This is a genomic window from Pedobacter sp. (assembly GCF_041645105.1).
GTDB lineage: Bacteria > Bacteroidota > Bacteroidia > Sphingobacteriales > Sphingobacteriaceae > Pedobacter.
This window is the reverse complement of record NZ_JBAZQQ010000004.1, coordinates 259,876-280,090: the sequence shown is the minus strand read 5'-3', so window position 1 is coordinate 280,090 and position 20,215 is coordinate 259,876. Positions and strand designations below refer to the sequence as shown.

General features: G+C 36.9%; 15 protein-coding genes. 1 reads left to right on the top strand and 14 read right to left on the bottom strand.

Annotated elements, in window-relative coordinates; all coding sequences use genetic code 11:
• Positions 1 to 101 precede the first annotated feature (101 nt).
• From WC623_RS14545 to WC623_RS14510, 8 genes are all read right to left on the bottom strand, one after another.
• A complete protein-coding gene (locus WC623_RS14545; protein WP_372852279.1) occupies positions 102 to 2,303 on the bottom strand; it encodes a radical SAM protein in 2,202 nt (733 codons plus the stop codon).
• A 148-nt stretch (positions 2,304 to 2,451) separates the two neighbouring features.
• Positions 2,452 to 4,341: a metallophosphoesterase gene (locus WC623_RS14540; RefSeq protein WP_372852277.1), complete on the bottom strand. Its 1,890-nt coding sequence runs from the start codon at positions 4,339 to 4,341 to the stop codon at positions 2,452 to 2,454.
• A gap of 20 nt (positions 4,342 to 4,361) precedes the next feature.
• Positions 4,362 to 6,104, bottom strand: a complete 1,743-nt coding sequence (locus WC623_RS14535) for a RagB/SusD family nutrient uptake outer membrane protein (protein ID WP_372852274.1) — start codon at positions 6,102 to 6,104, stop codon at positions 4,362 to 4,364.
• A gap of 28 nt (positions 6,105 to 6,132) precedes the next feature.
• Positions 6,133 to 9,681 carry a TonB-dependent receptor gene (locus WC623_RS14530; protein WP_372852272.1) on the bottom strand — a complete coding sequence of 1,183 codons (3,549 nt, stop codon included), beginning with the start codon at positions 9,679 to 9,681 and terminating at the stop codon, positions 6,133 to 6,135.
• Between the two features lie 335 nt (positions 9,682 to 10,016).
• On the bottom strand, positions 10,017 to 11,216 hold the full coding sequence (locus tag WC623_RS14525; RefSeq protein ID WP_372852269.1) for a FecR family protein: 1,200 nt from the start codon (positions 11,214 to 11,216) through the stop codon (positions 10,017 to 10,019).
• A gap of 104 nt (positions 11,217 to 11,320) precedes the next feature.
• On the bottom strand, positions 11,321 to 11,917 hold the full coding sequence (locus tag WC623_RS14520) for an RNA polymerase sigma-70 factor (protein ID WP_372852267.1): 597 nt from the start codon (positions 11,915 to 11,917) through the stop codon (positions 11,321 to 11,323).
• A 203-nt stretch (positions 11,918 to 12,120) separates the two neighbouring features.
• Positions 12,121 to 12,981 (bottom strand): NAD(P)-dependent oxidoreductase, encoded by an 861-nt coding sequence (locus tag WC623_RS14515; protein ID WP_372852265.1) that lies wholly within the window; start codon positions 12,979 to 12,981, stop codon positions 12,121 to 12,123.
• Positions 12,982 to 13,045: 64 nt separating this feature from the next.
• Positions 13,046 to 13,492 (bottom strand): SRPBCC domain-containing protein, encoded by a 447-nt coding sequence (locus WC623_RS14510; protein ID WP_372852263.1) that lies wholly within the window; start codon positions 13,490 to 13,492, stop codon positions 13,046 to 13,048.
• A 137-nt stretch (positions 13,493 to 13,629) separates the two neighbouring features.
• Between WC623_RS14510 and WC623_RS14505 the strand changes: the two genes are divergently transcribed.
• Positions 13,630 to 14,610 (top strand): GlxA family transcriptional regulator, encoded by a 981-nt coding sequence (locus WC623_RS14505; RefSeq protein WP_372852261.1) that lies wholly within the window; start codon positions 13,630 to 13,632, stop codon positions 14,608 to 14,610.
• Positions 14,611 to 14,632: 22 nt separating this feature from the next.
• Here WC623_RS14505 and WC623_RS14500 read toward each other — a convergent pair whose 3' ends face one another.
• The 6 genes from WC623_RS14500 to WC623_RS14475 form a co-directional block, all read right to left on the bottom strand.
• Entirely contained in the window at positions 14,633 to 15,307 is a 675-nt protein-coding gene (locus WC623_RS14500) for an N-acetylmuramoyl-L-alanine amidase (protein ID WP_372852259.1), read from the bottom strand.
• Entirely contained in the window at positions 15,304 to 16,074 is a 771-nt protein-coding gene (locus tag WC623_RS14495) for a HEAT repeat domain-containing protein (protein ID WP_372852257.1), read from the bottom strand. The genes WC623_RS14500 and WC623_RS14495 overlap by 4 nt, the downstream gene beginning before the upstream one ends.
• A gap of 7 nt (positions 16,075 to 16,081) precedes the next feature.
• The gene (locus tag WC623_RS14490; RefSeq protein ID WP_372852255.1) at positions 16,082 to 16,381 is read right to left on the bottom strand and encodes a hypothetical protein; all 300 of its coding nucleotides are present in this window, start codon (positions 16,379 to 16,381) and stop codon (positions 16,082 to 16,084) included.
• A gap of 17 nt (positions 16,382 to 16,398) precedes the next feature.
• Complete coding sequence (locus WC623_RS14485) at positions 16,399 to 17,589, bottom strand: winged helix-turn-helix domain-containing protein (protein ID WP_372852253.1); 1,191 nt, start codon at positions 17,587 to 17,589, stop codon at positions 16,399 to 16,401.
• A 13-nt stretch (positions 17,590 to 17,602) separates the two neighbouring features.
• Complete coding sequence (locus WC623_RS14480; protein ID WP_372852251.1) at positions 17,603 to 18,613, bottom strand: endonuclease/exonuclease/phosphatase family protein; 1,011 nt, start codon at positions 18,611 to 18,613, stop codon at positions 17,603 to 17,605.
• A gap of 223 nt (positions 18,614 to 18,836) precedes the next feature.
• Positions 18,837 to 20,213 (bottom strand): putative oxidoreductase C-terminal domain-containing protein, encoded by a 1,377-nt coding sequence (locus tag WC623_RS14475; RefSeq protein WP_372852249.1) that lies wholly within the window; start codon positions 20,211 to 20,213, stop codon positions 18,837 to 18,839.
• Between the last annotated feature and the right edge of the window lie 2 nt (positions 20,214 to 20,215).

Below are 20,215 nucleotides of genomic sequence, written 5' to 3'. Positions count from 1 at the left end.
CATTTACCGTTCAATCCTTGTCTGGATTTGGCATTACAAAGTAAACATTAAAAATACAGCTTTCAGATAATGTAAATAACTTCTGCAATGCCATAAACAACCTATAAAACCAACAGTCCAAACTCTCTTAAACTATAAATAGGTTTTGAATACCAAAATAGTTCAAAAAGCTCCATTTTAGTTTCAAAATCTGCTTTAATATCTTGAAAAGTATAAACCTGTGTATTTGAAACTGCTATTTTTTGTAAAATTGAAATTAACCATTCTCCTTCATTTTTAGTAGTCTGAATGCTAAAACTTTCCTTTTTATCATGAAAAACCAGATTAACCATTTCCAGAGATTTACCTTTTTTATAATTTGTAAAGACCTCCATTTCCGGCATTCCTCCCAACCAAACAATTTTAGCTGTCGACTTGGTATTTAACAGCCTATTTTCCCCTAATAAAGCCTGATCAATAAAATCTGATGGGATCGTTGTTTTAGGAATCTTAAAATCAAACCAGTCCTGCAGTTTGTAATCGAAGCAGATACCATGCATAAAATTAAACAGAGATTTCTTTAAACCATAGCTAAACTTATCGTGGTCTATTCCCGTTTTATCGGTGTAATTAATATCATTATTAGCAAAGGTTCCAATTACTTCGGTTTCCTTAACAACACCGAATTTCTCTGGATACATCCCCACCGGACTGTGAGCTGTCATTGCAAACTGATGCCAGAAGCCCGATTGTAAAATACCTGCTTCAAATAATTGCCTTACCATTTCGAGACTATCTACTGTTTCCTGTATAGTCTGTGTTGGATAACCATACATCAGATAAGCATGAACCATCACCCCTGCTTCCGTAAAATTACGCGTTACCTGAGCAACTTGTTCAACCGTTACACCTTTATCAATTAGCTTTAATAACCTATCCGATGCGACTTCCAGACCGCCAGAAACAGCTATACACCCAGAAGCCTTAAGCAAAAGACATAAATCTCTGGTGAAGCTTTTCTCGAAGCGGATATTGGTCCACCAGGTTACAGAAATCCCCCTTCTTAAAATCTCCAGCGCTACTTCACGCATCAAAGCCGGTGGTGCAGCCTCGTCTACAAAGTGGAAGCCATTCTGCCCTGTTTTTTCGCTTAACTCTTCAATCCGATCTACAATAAGTTTAGCGGCTACAGGTTCGTAAACCTTGATATAATCTAAAGAGATATCACAAAATGTACATTTTCCCCAATAACATCCATGCGCCATTGTTAATTTATTCCAGCGCCCATCACTCCACATCCGGTGCATTGGATTAACAATTTCTATAACAGAAATATATCTATCCAGCTGCAAGTCGCTATAATCTGGTGTGCCTACATCAAACTGCTTGTAATCACTTCTTAAAGCATCATTTTTATAAATAACATTCCCATTCTCTAACAAAAAAGTTCTTTTATAAAGTTTAAAAGCCTGTTCTTTTGTGATAGAATCGTAAAGCAATTCAATAGGCAATTCTCCATCATCTAAGGTGATATAATCGAAAAACTCGAATACCCTTTTATCAGAAAGAGAACGGAGTTCGGTATTAGGAAAACCACCACCCATTGATATCTTAATTTCAGGGTAATGTTGTTTTACATACTGTGCACATCGAAATGCAGCATACAAATTCCCTGGAAAGGGAACAGAAATCAAGAATAATTTAGGTTGAATCTCAGCAATCCTTTCCTCTAAAATTTTAATCAGAATTTCATCCATATAGGTATAATCCTGATTTAAAACTTCGTAAAGCTCATCGAAAGAGTTGGCACTCCTGCCTAACCTTTCGGCGTAACGACTAAAACCAAAATTGGGATCAACACATTCGATAATGAAATCTGAAATATCCTCAAGGTATAGCGTAGCCAGGTGCTTAGCCTTATCTTGCGTTCCCATTGCACCAAATGCCCAATCGAGTTCTTCCAATTGTTCAAACCTTGATGCTTCAGGTAAAAAATCCTCCTGACAAATCTGTAAAGCCAGGGTTGGATTTTTACCTTGTAAAAAAGCTATAACAGCATCAACTGTCTTGATATACTCGTTTTTTAAGGCAATTATCCGCTTTGCATTTAAGCTTTTTTTCTGGTCAGATGATGCTTCAGCATGTAGAAAAAGACCTTCCAAACCTTTCTTTGAAAACAAAGCCAAAATTACTTCAATACCTAAATCAGCTTGTGTTGAAGTAATACCTTTAGTATTCAAAAAACCTTTGATATATGCGGTTGCAGGATACGGGGTATTGAGTTGAGTAAAGGGAGGAGTAACAAGGAAAAGATCTGTTTTCAAAATAGAATATAATTGTATTTCTCTACAAAAATATCCATAATTATTTTAGTATTATAGCTTATCAGGTGATATAATATTTTGAACTGTCGTCAATTTGTCGACAGTTCAAAATATTATGCTTTTACACTAGATCCGTTTTATCAGTTTATCAAGGAAAATAAAACTTTCTGATATGGTACGGCAAATTCAATATTTTATCCCCACTTGCACCTAAAACAACAGTTGTCCCATCTTTAATATACAAAGTATGATTGGATGGGCGATATACTGCCAAATCGGTCTTACCATCCCCATCATAATCCCCTGGGACAGGAATATCACCTGCCTGACCATGATGTGTGTAACTCATTGTAGTACTGTCCCAGTTTCCCGTTGAAGGCCTAAAAATAGCGATCTCCATCTTCCCATCCCCATTATAATCCCCAGGAACAGGAATATCACCTTCCTCACCATACTTAACTGTCGTAAACGCAGTTGAGGCCCAGTTACCACTGATTGGATTAAATACAGCAAAATCTACTTTCCCATCACCATCATAATCGGCCGGCACAGGAATATGATTGGACATTCCATATTGCTCGGTAATAATCCCCCGCACATACCAGGTGGCGTTAGATGGTCTCCAAAAAGCGATATCAGCCCTTCCATCGCCATTATAATCTGCAGGAACAGGAATGTCCCCGGTTTGTCCGTGATTAATGCTTTGGGCACCATTTGTTGCCCAATTACCATTATTTGCGTTAAATACCCCGAAATCTGTATCACCATCCCCGTCATAATCAGCTGGCACCGGAATATATCCTGCTATTCCATAAGTTACAATAGGTTGTCCTGCTATTTTCCAAACTCCGTTGCTGTAAAAACCAAGTTGAGATTTTCCATCATTATTAAAATCGAAAACCCTTGAAGCAGTAGGACTATATAACATTGGCACCTTAAATTCACTATCTGCATCCGTTTCGTACGTACCCAAATGTGGGTTGTAAGTTTTTATACTAATCAGGTCTTTTGCAACAGAAATATTGATTAATCTCATCCAACCGTTCCCACCATTAATCCGTCCCTGATAACCCGATACAAATGATTTTACAGTTCTACCATTATACGTATCTAACCGATATCCCTCTCCATTACCTGCTACGTGCCCGCCAAGCATCATAAAAACATTTCTACGGGATTTGAGCTTATTATAAACTGCTTGTGCTCTCGAATAAAAAACAGCAGGTGTGCCTAAATTAGACCCTACAGTTCCATTGTTCGAGGCCAGGGCATGCATAACAATAATTGCCTTTCTAGCTGAATAAGTACCTAGTAAATTATAAGCCCAGGTTTCCAGTTCGGTACCGTATTGATTAACTTTCTGATCGTATTCAAGGTAGATCACAATAAAGTCTTTGCCTCCGGCACTAAAAAGGTCATAATGACTATCATTATTATTGGCTTCTCTAGCAGTATAGCTCCCTCCATAGTATGCTCTTCCAGCAAAATGAGCTACACCAAAAAACTGATTAAAGTACTTCGTAGTTTCAGTTGTTCCATTTGGATTAACAAGTGGATACTCATGAAATGTTTGATCATGATTTCCAACGGCTATCCCATAAGGAATACCGTGAGGAAGTCCAGGAAGAGACGCTTCAAGTTGATAATAACCAGCTGTTGCCTTATTCCATTCGCCAATATTATCGGTTGGCGGACTTCCGGCTTTTAAGTCTCCATTGTCTACAATATCACCTAACCCTACTACATACACTATGTTTTGTCCTATTCGATTGTTCTTAATCCAGTTAATCTGACTGTAAAACATTTGTGGTGTCCCACCATTATATTCCTCTATATAATACTGTGTATCAGGTATTACAGCAATTGTAAATTCATCTCCACTAACCGCAGCAGCGGCTTCTCCCATACGTTTCGGCATTTTTAATCCAGAAGTTTCATGAGAAAGCTCCTGATTTTCATACCGCTTACATCCCATTAAGCAAATAACCGCTGTTATAAACAGGACATTTTTAAGCAAAAAATGATTAATGATGTTCATAATAAATAGTTTTAAGTTTATTACTTCCAGAAAGGATTTTGAATAATATTAGGATTCAGTGTAATGTCTTCTGATGGGATCGGATAATAATAATCTTTACTTTCATCAAATTTTAGAGTGATACTTAATGGTTTTAAATTACCTGAAGTACCATTAGTTAGCGGTCTCTGATTGATATTGATGAAAGAGGTAATACCTACCGGAGCTCCTGAAGTATTACCGTTATGTACGTATACATCAGCCTTACCATCGTTATTAAAATCGAAAGCCCCTAATCCGGAAAAATAAATCCCTACCATAGGCTGTTGTACTTTACTCCCTTCTTTCCAGCGTATCAAATCATCCCATCTAAAACCTTCATTTACTAATTCAATTCTACGTTCTCTGCGGATTTCTAAAATAAGACCTTTGAGTGCACCGTTATTTACATTCGGATACATAGACATAAGAAATGGATCAGGACTTGCATTAGCCGTAATCATATTTAAATGTGGCATATTAACTCTATCACGGAGTTTATTGATACTCTTATCTAAATCTGTTTGCGTTATGGTTCCAAGTTCTGCCTTTGCTTCAGCAAAAATCAACAAGGCCTCTGCATAACGGAATAAAATAATATCATTAAAAGCTGTACTCCACTGATCTCTGGTAGCAAGGGCCTTAATTACCCTATATCCTGTGGTAGTAGCATTTAGATTAACAGGTTCTCTTGTTGTCTCGCCAAAGGCTGTAAAATCGGGTCCCGCAGTTGTTTGCGTTAAACGAGGATCTCTATTCTGCATTTCATCATAAAAACCTTTTGTCTGGTATCCCGGAATATCTGTAAATCTATTTCCATCTTTAAGCAGATAACTGTTTATCAAATCTTTAGCGATACCCCATGAACCCATTGTAGGAGAAGTCATCAGATTACCAAGGCCATGTCTTTCAAAATCAGGATTATAATCTCTGGCCAAAATAGTCTCGCCAGTGGTCTGATTGTTTCTGGCAAATAAATCCCTGTAGGCAACATTAGCCCCGCCAGCAACATGCAAAGAATAGGCTCCACTGCTAATCAATACTTCCGAAGCAGCAACAGCTTCATTTAAAAACTTATCGTGATCACCAAGGTTATGATATTTTCTAAAAGTCCCTTCAAATAAGCATATCCTGGCCTTAAGTACTAAGGCCGTATATCTTGTAATTCTGCTCAATTGAATTTCTACAGGTATATTTTCAATTGCATAATTGATATCTGCCAAAACAGAGTCCATAACCAGCTTACGTGAATCCCGTGCTTTATACAAATCTTCATCACCAGCTTTTAACGGACGGTTATACCAAGGTACATCTCCAAACATTTTAACTTTGTCGTAATAAAAATTTGCTCTAAAAAATCTAGCAATTCCACTGTACTTTGCTCGAGCAACAGGATCCTCACATTTCGTATAATTCTCAAGAAAGTAATTTATGGAACGCAAATCAGTCCACTTCCAACCACCTAGTCCACGTCCCACAGGAACCAGTCTATTTCCTCTGATTCGTTCGGGTACTATTAATGGAACGATATCGTCAGACGATTCTCCGTATGATGCATCATAAACAGTTGTACTTGGTAACATTTCATAAAATCCGTTAGTATATACCTCCAGGTCTTTTGCTGTATTAAAAAACACATTGGCATCTAATCTGTCTTTTGGAGTCGTATCCAAAAACCCTTTTTTACAGCCAATGTTAAATAAGCAAAGGAATGCGATAGCCGATATTATATGTATTTTGTTCATTGTCTTTCTATTTGGATTTCAATTATTTCTATAGGGTTAAGCTCAGACCAAATGAGTAGGTTTTACCCATTGGATAATCTTCAACACGGGCTTGCTTCACTGCATCACTTGGATTATTATAATTAATACCAGAACCCGCTTGCTCAGGATCAATGTATCTGGTTAAATCACCAAATCTCCAGGTAAATAAGTTTTCGCCACTGAAATAGAATCTTAACTTATTAATGTGTAATTTTTGAGTAAGCTGCGAAGGAATTGTATATCCGATAGTCAAATTTCGAACCCTTAAGTAGCCAACATTAGTCAAGTAATAATCATTAACCTCACCCAATGAGCGTTGTGCACCTAACGAAACATATCCCCGATCAATCTGAGGAAAAGTATTGCCTGGACGATCTGTTGTCCATGCATTGTCTATTAAATCTTTTCTTATAAATGATAAATAAGGACGTTCATAAGTACCCCAAAATATATCACCCGTAGGATACCAATCCTGACGTGACACACCTGTTCCGGCAACAGAAAAGTCAATTCCTTTCCAGTCTGCTCCAAAAGTAAATCCAAAAGGGAATTGCGGCATTGAATTACCAATTTCCTCCAAATCTCCATGATCAGCTAATGTATTTTTTCCCTTATTAATTGCCCCATCACCATTTATATCAAGGTATTTGATATCTCCAGCTCTCAGCCCTTTCCATTGGTTATTCTGAACGGTATTGAGTTCAAATTTGTACACCTGTCCAAGACTGGTTGAAGGATTCGTAAATGAATTTTGATAAGCTAAGGCCTCTTCGTCCGACTGAAACTGTCCATCTATGCGATAACCATATAACTTACCTAACTCCTGGCCTTCCCAATAAGAGCTCATAATGCCGTTAGGATTTGGGTATTTGGTAATTACCCCTCTAAAATTATATACACTGGCTGTAGCTCTGAAATTTAAAGGTGATCCTCCTAAATCAATTTTGTTAGTATAGCCTAAACTAAGTTCGAAACCACGATTCCTTAAACTTGCAATATTCTCTTTAGGTTCTGATGCTCCAAAAACAGCAGGTAAAGGCTGACCAGGTAAATACATCCCCGAAGTATTCTTCTCATACCAGTCAAACGATGCAGTAAATTTATTTCCAAAAAAAGCAACATCAGCACCAACATCAATTGTTTTAGTACTCTCCCAACTTACAGCACTAGGAAGTGGTGCAGGTATTCCTGCATAGTTTATCTTACTTCCATTAACTAGCCATTTTCCCTGTCCGAGGCCTAGTATTTCAGAAAATGTATAAAGTCCAACATTCTGATTACCAAGCTTACCATAAGAAGCACGTATTTTCATAGAACTTACCACGTTTTCTATTGGCTTCCAGAATTCCTCCCTACTTAAATACCATCCCGCAGAAACTGAAGGGAACAAACCCCATCTGCTTTGCTTAGGGAAACGCGAGGATCCATCATAACGTGCATTAACCTCAACCAGATATTTATTTTTGTAATTATAATTGAAACGACCGAAATATCCCCTCACTGCCCATAAACTCGCGGATCCGTCTGCCCTAAGTAATTCCGTCCCCAGATTAAGGTTGGAGAGATCATTAAATAATAGTCCACCCTGTTCCGCTAAGACATTATCTTCATCATAATGCTCCTGATTGAAACCAGCCATAATTTTAAAATGATGATCAGAGAAGTCCTTTGCATAAGTACTGAAAATGTTGAGTGCGTTATAGTAATTCCTATTCCTGTTTTCAGTTAATCTGTTAACACCCGCTGTTTGTAACAAAATTTTTGGCCCCGTTAGCCTTTGATAAGTATTTAACCGGGTTGAGTTTGAAATATGATTTATTCTATTACTGTAATCAAAATTAACAACAAGATCCTTTAAAGGCGTTACTTTTACACTAAAAGTATTGATCAGTTGTTCAGAGTAGTTACGAATAAAGTTACTTGCATCCTCCAAAGCAGGATGTGCTGCTCCACCATAGAAATCGAATGGTAAACCATTAATTTCTTTAGGTAAAAAAGGGAATTGATAATACCAGGTTGTAGTACTCCATATACCGCCAAAACTGGTTCCGGCACCACCATATTCTGTTTGATCGCTTGTATTAAATTGGATATTATCAGAAATCTGAAGCCAGTCTGTCGCATTAAAATTTATATTGGTCTTTAAATTATACCTGGTTAAAGGTGCTTCAACAATATTCTGGATACTACTACTATTGTAATACCTTCCAGATAGATAGGCTTGTAATTTTTTATTCCCTCCAGAGATTGATATGTTATGATTTTGAGTTGGCTGCCATTGTCTGAACAAATAATTGTACCAATCTGTCTTTCCATAAAATTTGTAATTCCCATTAGTCTGAAGTTCCTGATAAGGAGCTATTTCTCCTGAAGCTACCTTTTTAATAATTTCATAGTCTGCATCATTATAGCCTGTATATGTGGTTCCATTATACCCGAAAAGTGCTGCATCAACCGTTTTCCCATATACATAAGGATCTGTAATGTAATCCGTACGGGTTGTTGTGGTTGTCGTACCAATATTATTGGTATAATTGACCACCATCTCTCCCTCTTTCCCTTTTTTAGTGGTAATCAGGATAACACCGAATGCACCGCGTGCACCATAGATAGCTGAAGAAGCAGCATCCTTAAGCACTGTTACGCTTTCAACGTCAGAAGGATTTACTCTCTCTATATTACCCTCAATTCCATCGACTAAAACGAGTGGGCCTCCTCCATTTAATGAATTGAATCCACGAATATTGATGTCAGGGTTTTTGCCTTGATCTCCACTGTTCGACTGGATATTTAAACCAGGTAAAAGTCCTTGTAATGAAGTTGCAATACTAGATACAGGTCTTGATTCAATATCTTTTGAGCTAATCTGATCTACTGCTCCTGTTAGGTTTCGTCTTTCTTGAGTACCATATCCCACTACTACCACCTCACTTAACTTAGCCAGGTCCTCCTTTAAGGATATCGTAAGTTGAGTACGGTTATTTATGGGAACTTCATTAGTCAGATACCCAGTATAAGACACTATCAAAATGGCTTCAATACCAATTCCTTTAAGTGTAAATTCACCATCTGAATTAGTTATTGTGGCCTGGCTTCCATCTTTAATTCTTATAGTGGCTCCCGGCAATGCCTTACCAGTTTCATCGATTACTTTCCCTTTCAAATCTAGGTAAACAGCCGCGCGCTGCCTCTTTATGGGCAGTCTAGAAACTACTATTGTTTTGTCTTCGATTGAATAGGTAAATGGTATATCATTAAACGTCTGTTTAAGCGCCTGCTCCAACGTAACATTTTTTAAATTGATATTAATTGGTTTGGCTTTTTCTATTTCATCATATTTATACAAAAAGAAATACCCACTTTGCTTTTCAATAGTCTTAAACACTTTTTCAAGAGAAATATTCCTCCCTGATATACTCAAGGTTTGCGAAAATCCTGCAGCATTAACCTGTATAAATGCTGCAGTAAGAAATAAAGCAATAAGTCTCATAACACGACGGATTTGCGTAGATAAAGTAAATTTTGAGCATACTCTATCCCATAAAATAAATTTCATACTTATTTAATTGGTTTGGTTATTTAAATGATTCGTTCTTAGGGGGGGTGGGACATTAATTCAGCCAAGTGTTTACCCGCACTTAGTTGAATTAATTTTTAGTCAGCGTAGTCTTCTTCTCATAGTTTCTTTTAGTTTTAAATATGAGGCATTTGCTTACATTTTTTAAATGCAAGTTCAAATCGTTTCATATCTTTGGTTTGAGTTTATTATTAATGATTCGTTCAATAATTAATTTTAGCTTAACCATAACCAGAGGTGTTACCCCACTTCTGGTTTCTTTTTAGAATTTTCTGTCTCTTTATCCAGTCATATTGGTTTGATTTAATTGTAATCTATTCATCAGATATTATAATCTTTCGACCTTCCTTGCGGAACTTAATATTACTATGGTTCAATATTTTTAGTACTTGCGACAAGTTCACACTTTTTCTGATTTTCCCCACCAACTCAAATTTGGGCACATCCCCCTCGAATACAACTTCTATATCATACCACCTGCTGAGCTGTTTCATTACATCCTCAATGTTACTTCTGCTAAATTGGAAATACCCATCTTTCCAGGCCACACTTTGTTCTGTGTCGGCTTCTGTTATATTAATCAATTGATCTTTTCCGATATTAGCTTGCTGACCTGGCTTAAGCATAATTCCATTAGTCGAAATTTTGTTAGAAACCATAACAGCCCCTTCCAATAACGTTATAGCACTGTTCTTTTCGTCATTATAAGCCATAACGTTAAAATGTGTTCCTAACACTTCTACTTTGGTTTTCCCAACATTTACTATGAATGGCATTTTATTATTCTTCGCAACTTCGAAATACGCCTCACCAGTTAACACGACATGTCTTTCATTGCCTTTAAATTCCGCAGGATATTTTAAAGAAGAAATGGAATTGAGCCAGACCTTAGTTCCATCTGAAAGAATTAGCTGGAATTGTCCACCTCTAGGAGTATTTATGGTATTAAAAAGGCTCTCCTTTAATTCCGAATTAGTAGCTTTAGATGAGTGTAGATAATGTAATTGTCCTGCTTCATTTTTACTGATTACAGTATTGGCTTGATGAGCAAGTTCACCATTTTTGGTGTCATCAAGTAAAATACTTGTTCCATCAGCAAGTGTTAGCGTTGCTTTATTTCCTCCTGGAGAAACATCATTCTGATCAAGTGCAATCATTTCATTTGTTGTTGACTGCTTTTGCTGTATTTTAAAAATCGTAATAGTCAACGCTAATAAAGAAATAACAGCAGCATACCTGAAAATAAGCCGCAATGGACTTTTCCTTTTTACAGTTTCAGTGATTTGTGTTTCTTTTTTTATTCTTTCCCAGGCCGTTGATTTATCAGCAGCAGAGAATCTCACCAATTCTTCTTGAATGAAGCTTTCTGCAGTTATTCGCCTAAATAATAAATTATTTTCTTTGCTTTCAGCTATCCAGATATTTAACCTTTCCTTTTCATCCACGCTTAGCTCGTTTCTTAGGTACTTCCCTATGAGATTACTAACATCAAAAATATGATTAGGTTGTTTCATTTTCTTCTTTTACAACATTAAGACACTCCAATTTGAAAAGAGGATAAAAAAAATTGAAAAAAAGAATTTTTTTAGGTTTACACAAAAAAAGAGCTGGATTGATCTTAGAAATCGGAATAATCGGAATAATCGGAAAGCCATAAAATGACGGCAAACAGATCAGCAGACAGCTTAAGCCTAAGTAACTGCAAAGCTCTTTGCTTTTGTTTTTTCACTGTATTTATAGAAATACCAAGTTCATCGGCTACTTCCTGATTTTTCTTCCCTTCTAAAAAACCAAGATATGAGACGACTCGATAGTTTTCAGGCAGCGATTTTATTGCCGACTGAACCTGTGCAATTACCTCTGCCGTTATCAATGCATCGATAAAGGATCTTTCCTCTAGTTCTTCAGCCTGGCGTTTGCTGACATACTGGTTCACAACTTTACCGTGTCTGATATGATTTAAACTAAGATTTTTTACGGTACTATAGAGATAATTTTTAATGGAATGCTTTTCTTCAGATATGTCACCTCGCTGAGCCCAGTATTTTATAAAAGACTCCTGAGCGATATCTTCAGCAGCAGCCTGATCCCTGAGCATCTGTACTGAAAAATAAACCAACCGATCATAAAACTCATCGAACAATGCTTTAAGCTGTCTATTGTCTACAGAAAGCTTAAAAAAGTCTACGTCCGAAATCTCGTCTTGTGTATTCAAAATTATATTGGTTTTATAACTATAGATAAATTAAAATACAATTTAAATATAAAATGCTAAAGAAAAAGATTTAATCATTCATATATTTTTTCTGAAGAGATAACTTACAAGAAGTTACCCTGGTTCAGTTCTACAATAGTAACGTATTAATTTTATCTTATTATTGCCATTATATTAAATTAAATACACCATGAAAGAGAGTATTAATGCTGTTTCAAATATTTAATTACCGCCATCAAGTCTTCCTCTCCAAGCCCATCTGCTGCCGCAGCTTCAAATGTATTCAATAAGGGTTCAGAAAGAGGTGATTTTAGTCCGGCCTCTTTAGCCAGTTTTAAATCTTTAACAATGTATTTCAGGGCAAAGGCTGGAGGATAATTATCGGCCAATACAGCAGGTGTTTTTAATTTGATGATTCCATTCCCACAGGCCCCTTCATTGATAATTGTAAGCATATCTTCCTTGCTAATACCATTTTGTTCAGCAAAAAGCACTGTTTCGGCCATTGCCTGAATATTGATACCTAATAAATAATTGATGGCAACTTTAGCAGAACTACCTGCCCCAACAGGCCCTAAGTGCAAAGCTAGCTTACCAAGTACATCCAAAATAGGTTTAGCTTTTTCAAAATCTTGTAACTCAGCACCCGCCAGAATGATCAATTTGCCTTCCTTTGCCGGCTGTACACTACCTGAAACAGGAGCATCTATAAATGCTACTTGTTTGGTTTTACACTGTGCAGCAAGATAACGTGATGTTTCTGGTGCTACAGTACTCATATCTATCAATAACATTCCAGCTTTTGTTCCAGAAAGCAAGCCATCATTTTCGTTATAAACAGATTTCACTGCTGTATCATCCGAAAGCATTGTGAAAATGATATCACAATGTGATGCCAGCTCCTGAAGACTATTGACAGCCCCTGCACCCGCAGCTGTTAACTCCTGTTCCTTATTTTTATTACGGTTATAAACGGTTAGTTCGTATCCAGCTTTAAGAATATTTAAAGCCATTGGAGTTCCCATATTGCCTAGCCCGGCCCAACCTATCTTTAATGTCTTCATAATATAACTTGTGCGTGTTTAAATCACACGCCCCAAGTTACGATAAATCCTGCTTATCCAAATATTAGTTCCAGTTGTCTATCTTGACATCATTTGGATCAGGAGTACCTCTTCCAGTCTCTAGAAGAGATTTAAGACTCATCAAAAATATCGCCCATTTAGTACTGCAATGATGCATAAACTCTATAGGCTCTTTCCAGTTCAGATGTTTGAAAAGCACAATAATGTAATCACCATCCTGTTTCAAGTCCCAAATAACAGTTGTTCCTACCCATTCATCTGGTCCTGCTGCAACTGTCCACTCGACATGATCAGGTGCATTCAAATCAGTAACTTTCATATCAAAACCTCCCGCACCAAAGCGGAATTCGATAATGTTACCAACTTGATCGCCTTCTCCTTTGGTATTGCTTGTCCACCATCCGGCAAGACCTTCCCTTGTAGTCAGTGCCCGGTAAACATCATCTATAGATGACGATTTGATTCCAATTCTATGCAAGATATCTGCCATAATTGATTCCTCCAATTTTTGTTAATTAAATCTGTTAAGTAAAGATAAGATTTAAAAACCTCCAGTTCAGGGTGCTAAATAGACATTATAGCGGGCTGGTTTGGACAGCTTTTTTTATCTTCGTTAAAAAAGAAGAGATGAAACACCTTACTATACTTGTTCCGGATGGAAAGAATAACCTGAGTAGCATTATAGGTGCATATAAGATATTTACCAGAGCCAACGAGCACTGGGTAAATACAGGAAGAAAACAAATATTTAATATTCAACTTGCGGGTATTTCTAAGAAAGTCGATTTATATGAAGGGTTATTTACTGTTAAACCGCATGTCAATATTGCTTCAATAAAGAAAACAGACCTCATTATTATTCCTTCATTAAATCATAATTATCAGGAGGCAGTAAAAGGGAATCAATTAATGATCGATTGGATAACCAAAAAGTATAAAACAGGAGCTGAAGTTGCCAGTATTTGCACTGGAGCATTTTTACTTGCGTCTACCGGATTGCTAGATGGAAAAAATTGCTCTACACATTGGGCAGCAGCAGATAGCTTTAGGACATTCTTCCCTAAGGTTAACTTACATGCTGATCAACTGATCACAGACGAAAATGGAATTTACACCAATGGTGGGGCTTACTCATTCCTTAATCTGATGATTTATCTGGTAGAAAAATATTATGACCGGCAAACTGCCATCTTTTGTTCCAAAGTATTTCAAATTGAAATAGACAGGCAAAGTCAGTCTGCCTTTACCATTTTTACCGGGCAAAAAAAGCACGACGATGAAGTGATAAAACAAGCACAAGCTTATATTGAAAGTAAACTTGAAGAAAAAATCTCTATCGAACATTTATCAGCTCACTTTTCAATAGGCAGGCGGAATTTTGACCGAAGGTTTATCAAAGCTACGGGCAATACACCTGTGGAGTATACGCAAAGAGTAAAAATTGAATTCGCTAAAAAGACATTTGAAACTTGCCGGAAAACCATTACTGAAGTCATGTATGCAGTAGGCTATACAGACATCAAGGCATTTCGGGAAGTCTTTAGAAAAATTACAGGCTTATCCCCATTAGAATATAAACAGAAATATAATAAGGAAGCACTAAATTAAAATCAATGTATGCTATCAAGATCTACTTCGAATTAACCAATTTACTTACTTCATCTATGATATACCCACTTTTAAAATAAGAATAGATATCTTCTCCGGGACAAGCGGTTTGCTTACTATGGTCTCTATGAGTGGATATGTCTTTAGCTGATATATTGTATTTAATACATTGATCTGCCAATAGATTGATCAATGCTTTAAGAAGCTTATCGTCTAATTTTTGCTGATTATAATTACCTAAGAAGCAGATCAATAAATGACCCGTAGGATCATATTCTGTATTGGTTTCACCTACAGTTAATGGATTTCTCCCCTGGTAAACAGTTCCATCAGGAGCAATCAATAAGTGATATGGAATATCTGTCCATTTACGATCAGGTCCCATTGTCCAGGTTTGTATATTCTTTAACCGTTGCCTCGCATCATCGGCGATGGTTAAGACCTTGCCTCCTTCATGGTGGACAGTGATCTTTATTGGTACATGTTGTTTATAAGGTCTGGCCTCTTGCGCTTTCCATTCAGCCCTTGGTAAAATCACAACAGTATCTCTAGTGGTCAGTTGATGTGATTTTCTTAATTGAGCAAAACCTTGTTCAGAAAAGGAAAGTACTATTCCAATAAAAAGGAGAGCTCTTGAAGTGAAAAAATTCTTTATCAGCACCATTGGATTTATTTTAAGAATGATAGTTAATTTCACTGATGTATTGAGTTAAAATTATCTAGAATATACTGGCGGGCTTGCTCTTGGTTCAATGCAGAAAAATCGCTGTAGCGCTCATGTACATCAATAATTTCTTCCAGTGCATCAGCAACAAGTTCTTTGTTTTCCCAACACTTAAGATGCTCAATGACTTTTTCTATACATCCTTTTTTATAAGCAATTTGGCCAATCACATGAACTAAGGTCTTTCTTACTCTCGACGTTTTATCATGCTGCAATTCCTGCAATAATGGTAAAATATCATTCGGATGCTTACGTCCTCTGAGTTCTATACCATGACAAATCTCTCTGCGGATCTCTTTATCTTCATGATGCAGGTATAGTTTTGCCCAGTTTAAAACTGGAACAGGGTTTACTTCCCCCATCTTCTTTATAGAGCCAATAACTGCATTGCGCGGAGAATGGTGTTCATCGAAAAGACCACGGTCAAAAAAACTTTTTACAGAACCAAAATCCGACTTCCCAATTTCTCCAGCTGCATTAATGACTGTTTGGCGTACTTTAAAGTCAGCATCCAGAAACAGCTTTTCCAGTATATTAATAAGTTGAGGCCTCAGACCTATGTGAATTCCATAAATCCTCCCAATAGATAGGTAAGCAGATTTTCTAATATAAGTATCATCATCTTTAAAATAAGTAAGTATGTTTTCCGTTTGAACTTCCTTCAAATCATTCAGTATATTAGTATTGATTTCTGCAACAACATTTAAACGTTCCGTTTTACTTAAATCATAAAATCCCATAGTACAATTATTTTAATGCCCTCATCTTTTCAACCAGCAAATCCAGTATAGCTTGCTTGGCAATCACATTAAAACTCCAAATATCATCAGTCATAAAAATGTAGTTACCATCAAAACTGTAAATATAATCCCCTCCTTCCATTCCAATGAACCAATCCTCCTTTTTCAGATCGGGATAAGTGCGCAACACTTTCCAGCAATACTCCCTGATTTCTTCTTCATCTTTAAAATCATCCAGCAAAGGCAAAATACTTACTTCTTTGTCTAGCTTATATTGTGATAGCATTTCATCAATCTTATTTGCCATGGATACTTAATATGATGTTATGAAAAACTTTTGCTGATAACATTTAAATATTCTTCATTATTGGATTTCTTGAAAATGATATCCTGACATTGATTGAACTGCACAAATTCTTTTAACACTTGACTAAACTTTTCAAGAATGACTTGTCCGAGATCCACGGGTTCAAAATGAATATTATGTACAATTAATACCTTTTGTTTACGGTCGGCCTTGGCATCCATTCTTGCGATAAAAGTTTCTCCCGCGAGTACAGGTAAAGAAAAATAACCATATACACGTTTAGGCGCAGGTACAAAGCATTCAATCTGATATTCAAAATTGAAGAAATCCTTTAAACGGTGACGAAAGACATTCAGTATATCGAATGGAGAAAGAATGAAAACATCATTTGATAGTTTTATATTAATTTCCTGATTTGGGAGCATATAGAACACAGCTTTCAGATCATCGACCATTACCACCTTTACTTTGCCGGAATGAGCCATTTTTTCCAATTCCTTTTTAATGAGGTTGCCTTTCACACGACGACCGCGCCAGGCTATTTCTTTGACATTGGCAATTCCAAGTGCCCCTATAGTACGTAGGATAACAAACCTTGCATACTCCTCGTCTGTAGGCATGCTTAAGTCTGTTTCCTGTGGTACTAGATTAAGCGGTAGGTCGTATACTTTTTGGAAGGATTTAGTGCGACTAATCATCAACTTTCCATTAAGGTAAAGCCCTTCAAGTGCAACCTTAGCAGGCCGCCAATCCCACCAGCCCGAACTGGCTTCTAAACGATCGTTCTCAAAATCCCCAATCATAAGTGGTCCTTCCCGTTCTATACGATCCAGAATTTGCCTCATTAAATTGATTTCCGACTTAGAGTTTGGTTTACCTTGCGTTTCAAAAGCCTCTTTTACAGGCAATGAAAAGCGGAAATCCTGCATTGGCAGATAACCTGCATCCGAAATGAAGTACTCATAGATACGGCCTTCTTCACAAAGGTTGGCCAGCCATTCCGTTTGATAATCCGGTACACGCGCTGCCATAACATGATGATGAGCACGCTCCACGACATAATTCGTATCCAACTGTACAAAACCAAGGTGGTCAATCACTCTATAAACAGCCTCAATTCCCTCCCCGAACTGTGCTTTCCGGGCTAGCCCGGCAGCATCAATGATAATGTTCCGCGCCTGTTCTTTCGTTAGGGAGATATGTTCCATTACTTATGGAAATTTACCGATCAAACTTTAAAACCGTCAGTACAGGAAAATGATCCGAAGGATAAACATCCCCCTCATAGTCATCAATCACCTTATATGCCATAGAAGATTTAATATTACGAACAAAAATATGGTCAATCTCCGTACCTTTTGTTCTGGAGTTTACCATCAAACCAGAACCTGAAAAAGAAGGGCCTGATGCTGGAGTAGAGCAAATTCTTTTGCTGTCCACCAATGTCATTTCTCCTGTCGTATCAATCAACATGCTAAAAGATTTGTCGCGTACCAAATCAGAATTGAAATCACCCGTTACAACCACCTCGGCATCGTCGCCTGCAATTTCCTTAATCTTCGACTTCAACATTATCACCTGCTTTTGCCGCATATCATCTTTAAGTGAAAAATGGGTATTAAATACATAGAAAGTTCTACCCTTTTTACCCTGCTCTTTGAACTTACCCCATACACAATTCCTGAAATGCTTATCCTCACCAGCGAATATGCCTGGTACATTTGGCTGGTCAGCATACCAAAAAACACCTTTTTCCAATACCTTCAACCTCTTCTGATCATACATAATTGGATTCAGGCTCTGGCGCTTCCCTGGATTATCCAGATTTGATTTCCCATCATCAGTACCCCAACCAAAATAATCGTACTTAACTTCCGATGAAATATATTCCATCTGACTGATGAAACCCTCCTGAATACCAACGATGTCCGGATGATGTCTTTTTATTAAATTCACCATCCCCTGCTTACGAAAAGTCCATTGTGTTGGCCCCTTTGTCATTTTATCCCACAGGATATTAAATGTCATTACATTAAGGCTTTTGTGTGCTTCACTTGAAGGAGTTTCGGTTTTTAAAGCCTTTTCTTCATCAGAAGGTCCTACCACCTCTGCTGTTCTAAGCACAATGGAATTTATAGTTCCCATTGCTACACTACTATACATAGCACCCGTAACTAACAGGGTCAGTAGTGCAAATTTTTTCAATATATCAAGTCCTCTATTTTGTATCATTTTTTGTTTGAATTTTTTTTGGATCAAAATCTATTAATCTAATTCTTTTTTACAGTTGGCTACAGGATGATTCGGGATCCAAATTACAAATATTAAGGTCTAATTTAACTCCTTTTCATTCAAGAGTCACAATTACCAGAAATATATTATTGTCTTTTAAATGCATAAAGCCCTAGATTTTCTCTAAGGCTTTATTATCAACACATTTTAAATTCAAAAAAGCTTATTCTCGATTTTGTCTCGCCAGTTCCAATGCTGATGTTGTAGTGAAGTATTTAGCAATCATATTAGGCACTTCCCATTTTGGCAATGCACCTGCTTTGATATAACTTAAGAAATTTTCTGTTACCCGGGCGAAGTGTGCTTCGTGTCCTTCTTTATATTTGCCAGGGATAACAACCTGCCAGCCTTTCTCAGTATCAACAATATCAATACCTGGGTATTTCTGCTGTAATCCCTTTACTTTTGAAAGCAAAGCATCTTTAAAGATCTGGTTCTTCCCATTTACGGGCTCTATGTACAACTCTGGTTTGTATTTTTGCTCCTCTGCCTGACGGATAATCAAGTTTGACTTTGTTCCTCTCATAATTGAGTAATGGGTATCAGCAGTTCCTTCAGGCGCCTTGTAATTCCATTTCACCAATACTTTAACATGCACTCCTTTCAAAACATAATTAATCTCTCCATTGGCATACACTTTTAAAAGGTTGTTCTTTATGTCTTTATTTAGTGAAGCAGGAAATGTATTTAGCTTAGTAATGTCCGAAAATTGTTCCAGGGTCAAATCTGTACTCCAACGTTTTGCGGCAGTAATTTCGATATCCTTTTTGTAATCCAGAATTTGCTCTGGAAAACATCCCCACTGTACCAGATCTACCAAATGGGTGGTCACATCTACTATTCCTTCTCCTTGTTCATTAACATCAAAAAACCAATAAGGACGGATCAAAGTATTTCCGGATACCTTCTTATAAAAGTGATGTACACTCTCTTTTGTTACTGCTGGATGCTCTAAAGTACCCCTTTCCAGACTTCCGAAAACTTCTGGCAATTGAGAGAACTCCTTTTGTAAAACACTAGTGATCTCATAACGTTCAGTCATAATATCATAAAGTAGAAGATGCTTATCGGCTGCTTTTTCAAATGCAGTTTTTAAAGTTTCAAAACCTGTTTTATCAATAGCCATTGGTTTGTCAGACAGCACATTTAAACCTCCATTTATTGATTGATCGATATAATTGATCTTTTTAAGATTATTACCCGCTAAAACAACCACATTCCCTTTCTTTTCAGCGAGCATTTTTTCAAGGAAATCATCTTCTGTATAAACAATTTCGTTCCATGCTGTAGGATTCTCTGGATCTGAATTGTATTTTTTTATCAGTCCCAAATAACTGTTTAAGTCATCTCCTTTAGGCGCATAGACATAAACATTTGAGTCTACATCAGGATACATAGATTTTTGAACTAAAGCTGCATGAAAATGACCTGGATCTAACGTAATCAACTTTACCTTTTCATCAGTATCCTGGCTTAACTTCTTTGAATTTCCACAGCCTGAAACAATCAGAACTGAGAGTATAATATAAATATTCTTCATCC

Excerpts from the sequence above, each read along its gene's own strand:
- WC623_RS14515 (WP_372852265.1), bottom strand. The coding sequence starts at position 12,981 with ATGAAGACATTAAAGATAGGTTGGGCCGGGCTAGGCAATATGGGAACT.
- WC623_RS14510 (WP_372852263.1), bottom strand. The coding sequence starts at position 13,492 with ATGGCAGATATCTTGCATAGAATTGGAATCAAATCGTCATCTATAGAT.
- WC623_RS14480 (WP_372852251.1), bottom strand. The coding sequence starts at position 18,613 with ATGATACAAAATAGAGGACTTGATATATTGAAAAAATTTGCACTACTG.
- WC623_RS14490 (WP_372852255.1), bottom strand. The coding sequence starts at position 16,381 with ATGGCAAATAAGATTGATGAAATGCTATCACAATATAAGCTAGACAAA.
- WC623_RS14535 (WP_372852274.1), bottom strand. The coding sequence starts at position 6,104 with ATGAACAAAATACATATAATATCGGCTATCGCATTCCTTTGCTTATTT.
- WC623_RS14495 (WP_372852257.1), bottom strand. The coding sequence starts at position 16,074 with ATGGGATTTTATGATTTAAGTAAAACGGAACGTTTAAATGTTGTTGCA.
- WC623_RS14475 (WP_372852249.1), bottom strand. The coding sequence starts at position 20,213 with ATGAAGAATATTTATATTATACTCTCAGTTCTGATTGTTTCAGGCTGT.
- WC623_RS14485 (WP_372852253.1), bottom strand. The coding sequence starts at position 17,589 with ATGGAACATATCTCCCTAACGAAAGAACAGGCGCGGAACATTATCATT.
- WC623_RS14530 (WP_372852272.1), bottom strand. The coding sequence starts at position 9,681 with ATGAAATTTATTTTATGGGATAGAGTATGCTCAAAATTTACTTTATCT.
- WC623_RS14540 (WP_372852277.1), bottom strand. The coding sequence starts at position 4,341 with ATGAACATCATTAATCATTTTTTGCTTAAAAATGTCCTGTTTATAACA.
- WC623_RS14505 (WP_372852261.1), top strand. The coding sequence starts at position 13,630 with ATGAAACACCTTACTATACTTGTTCCGGATGGAAAGAATAACCTGAGT.
- WC623_RS14525 (WP_372852269.1), bottom strand. The coding sequence starts at position 11,216 with ATGAAACAACCTAATCATATTTTTGATGTTAGTAATCTCATAGGGAAG.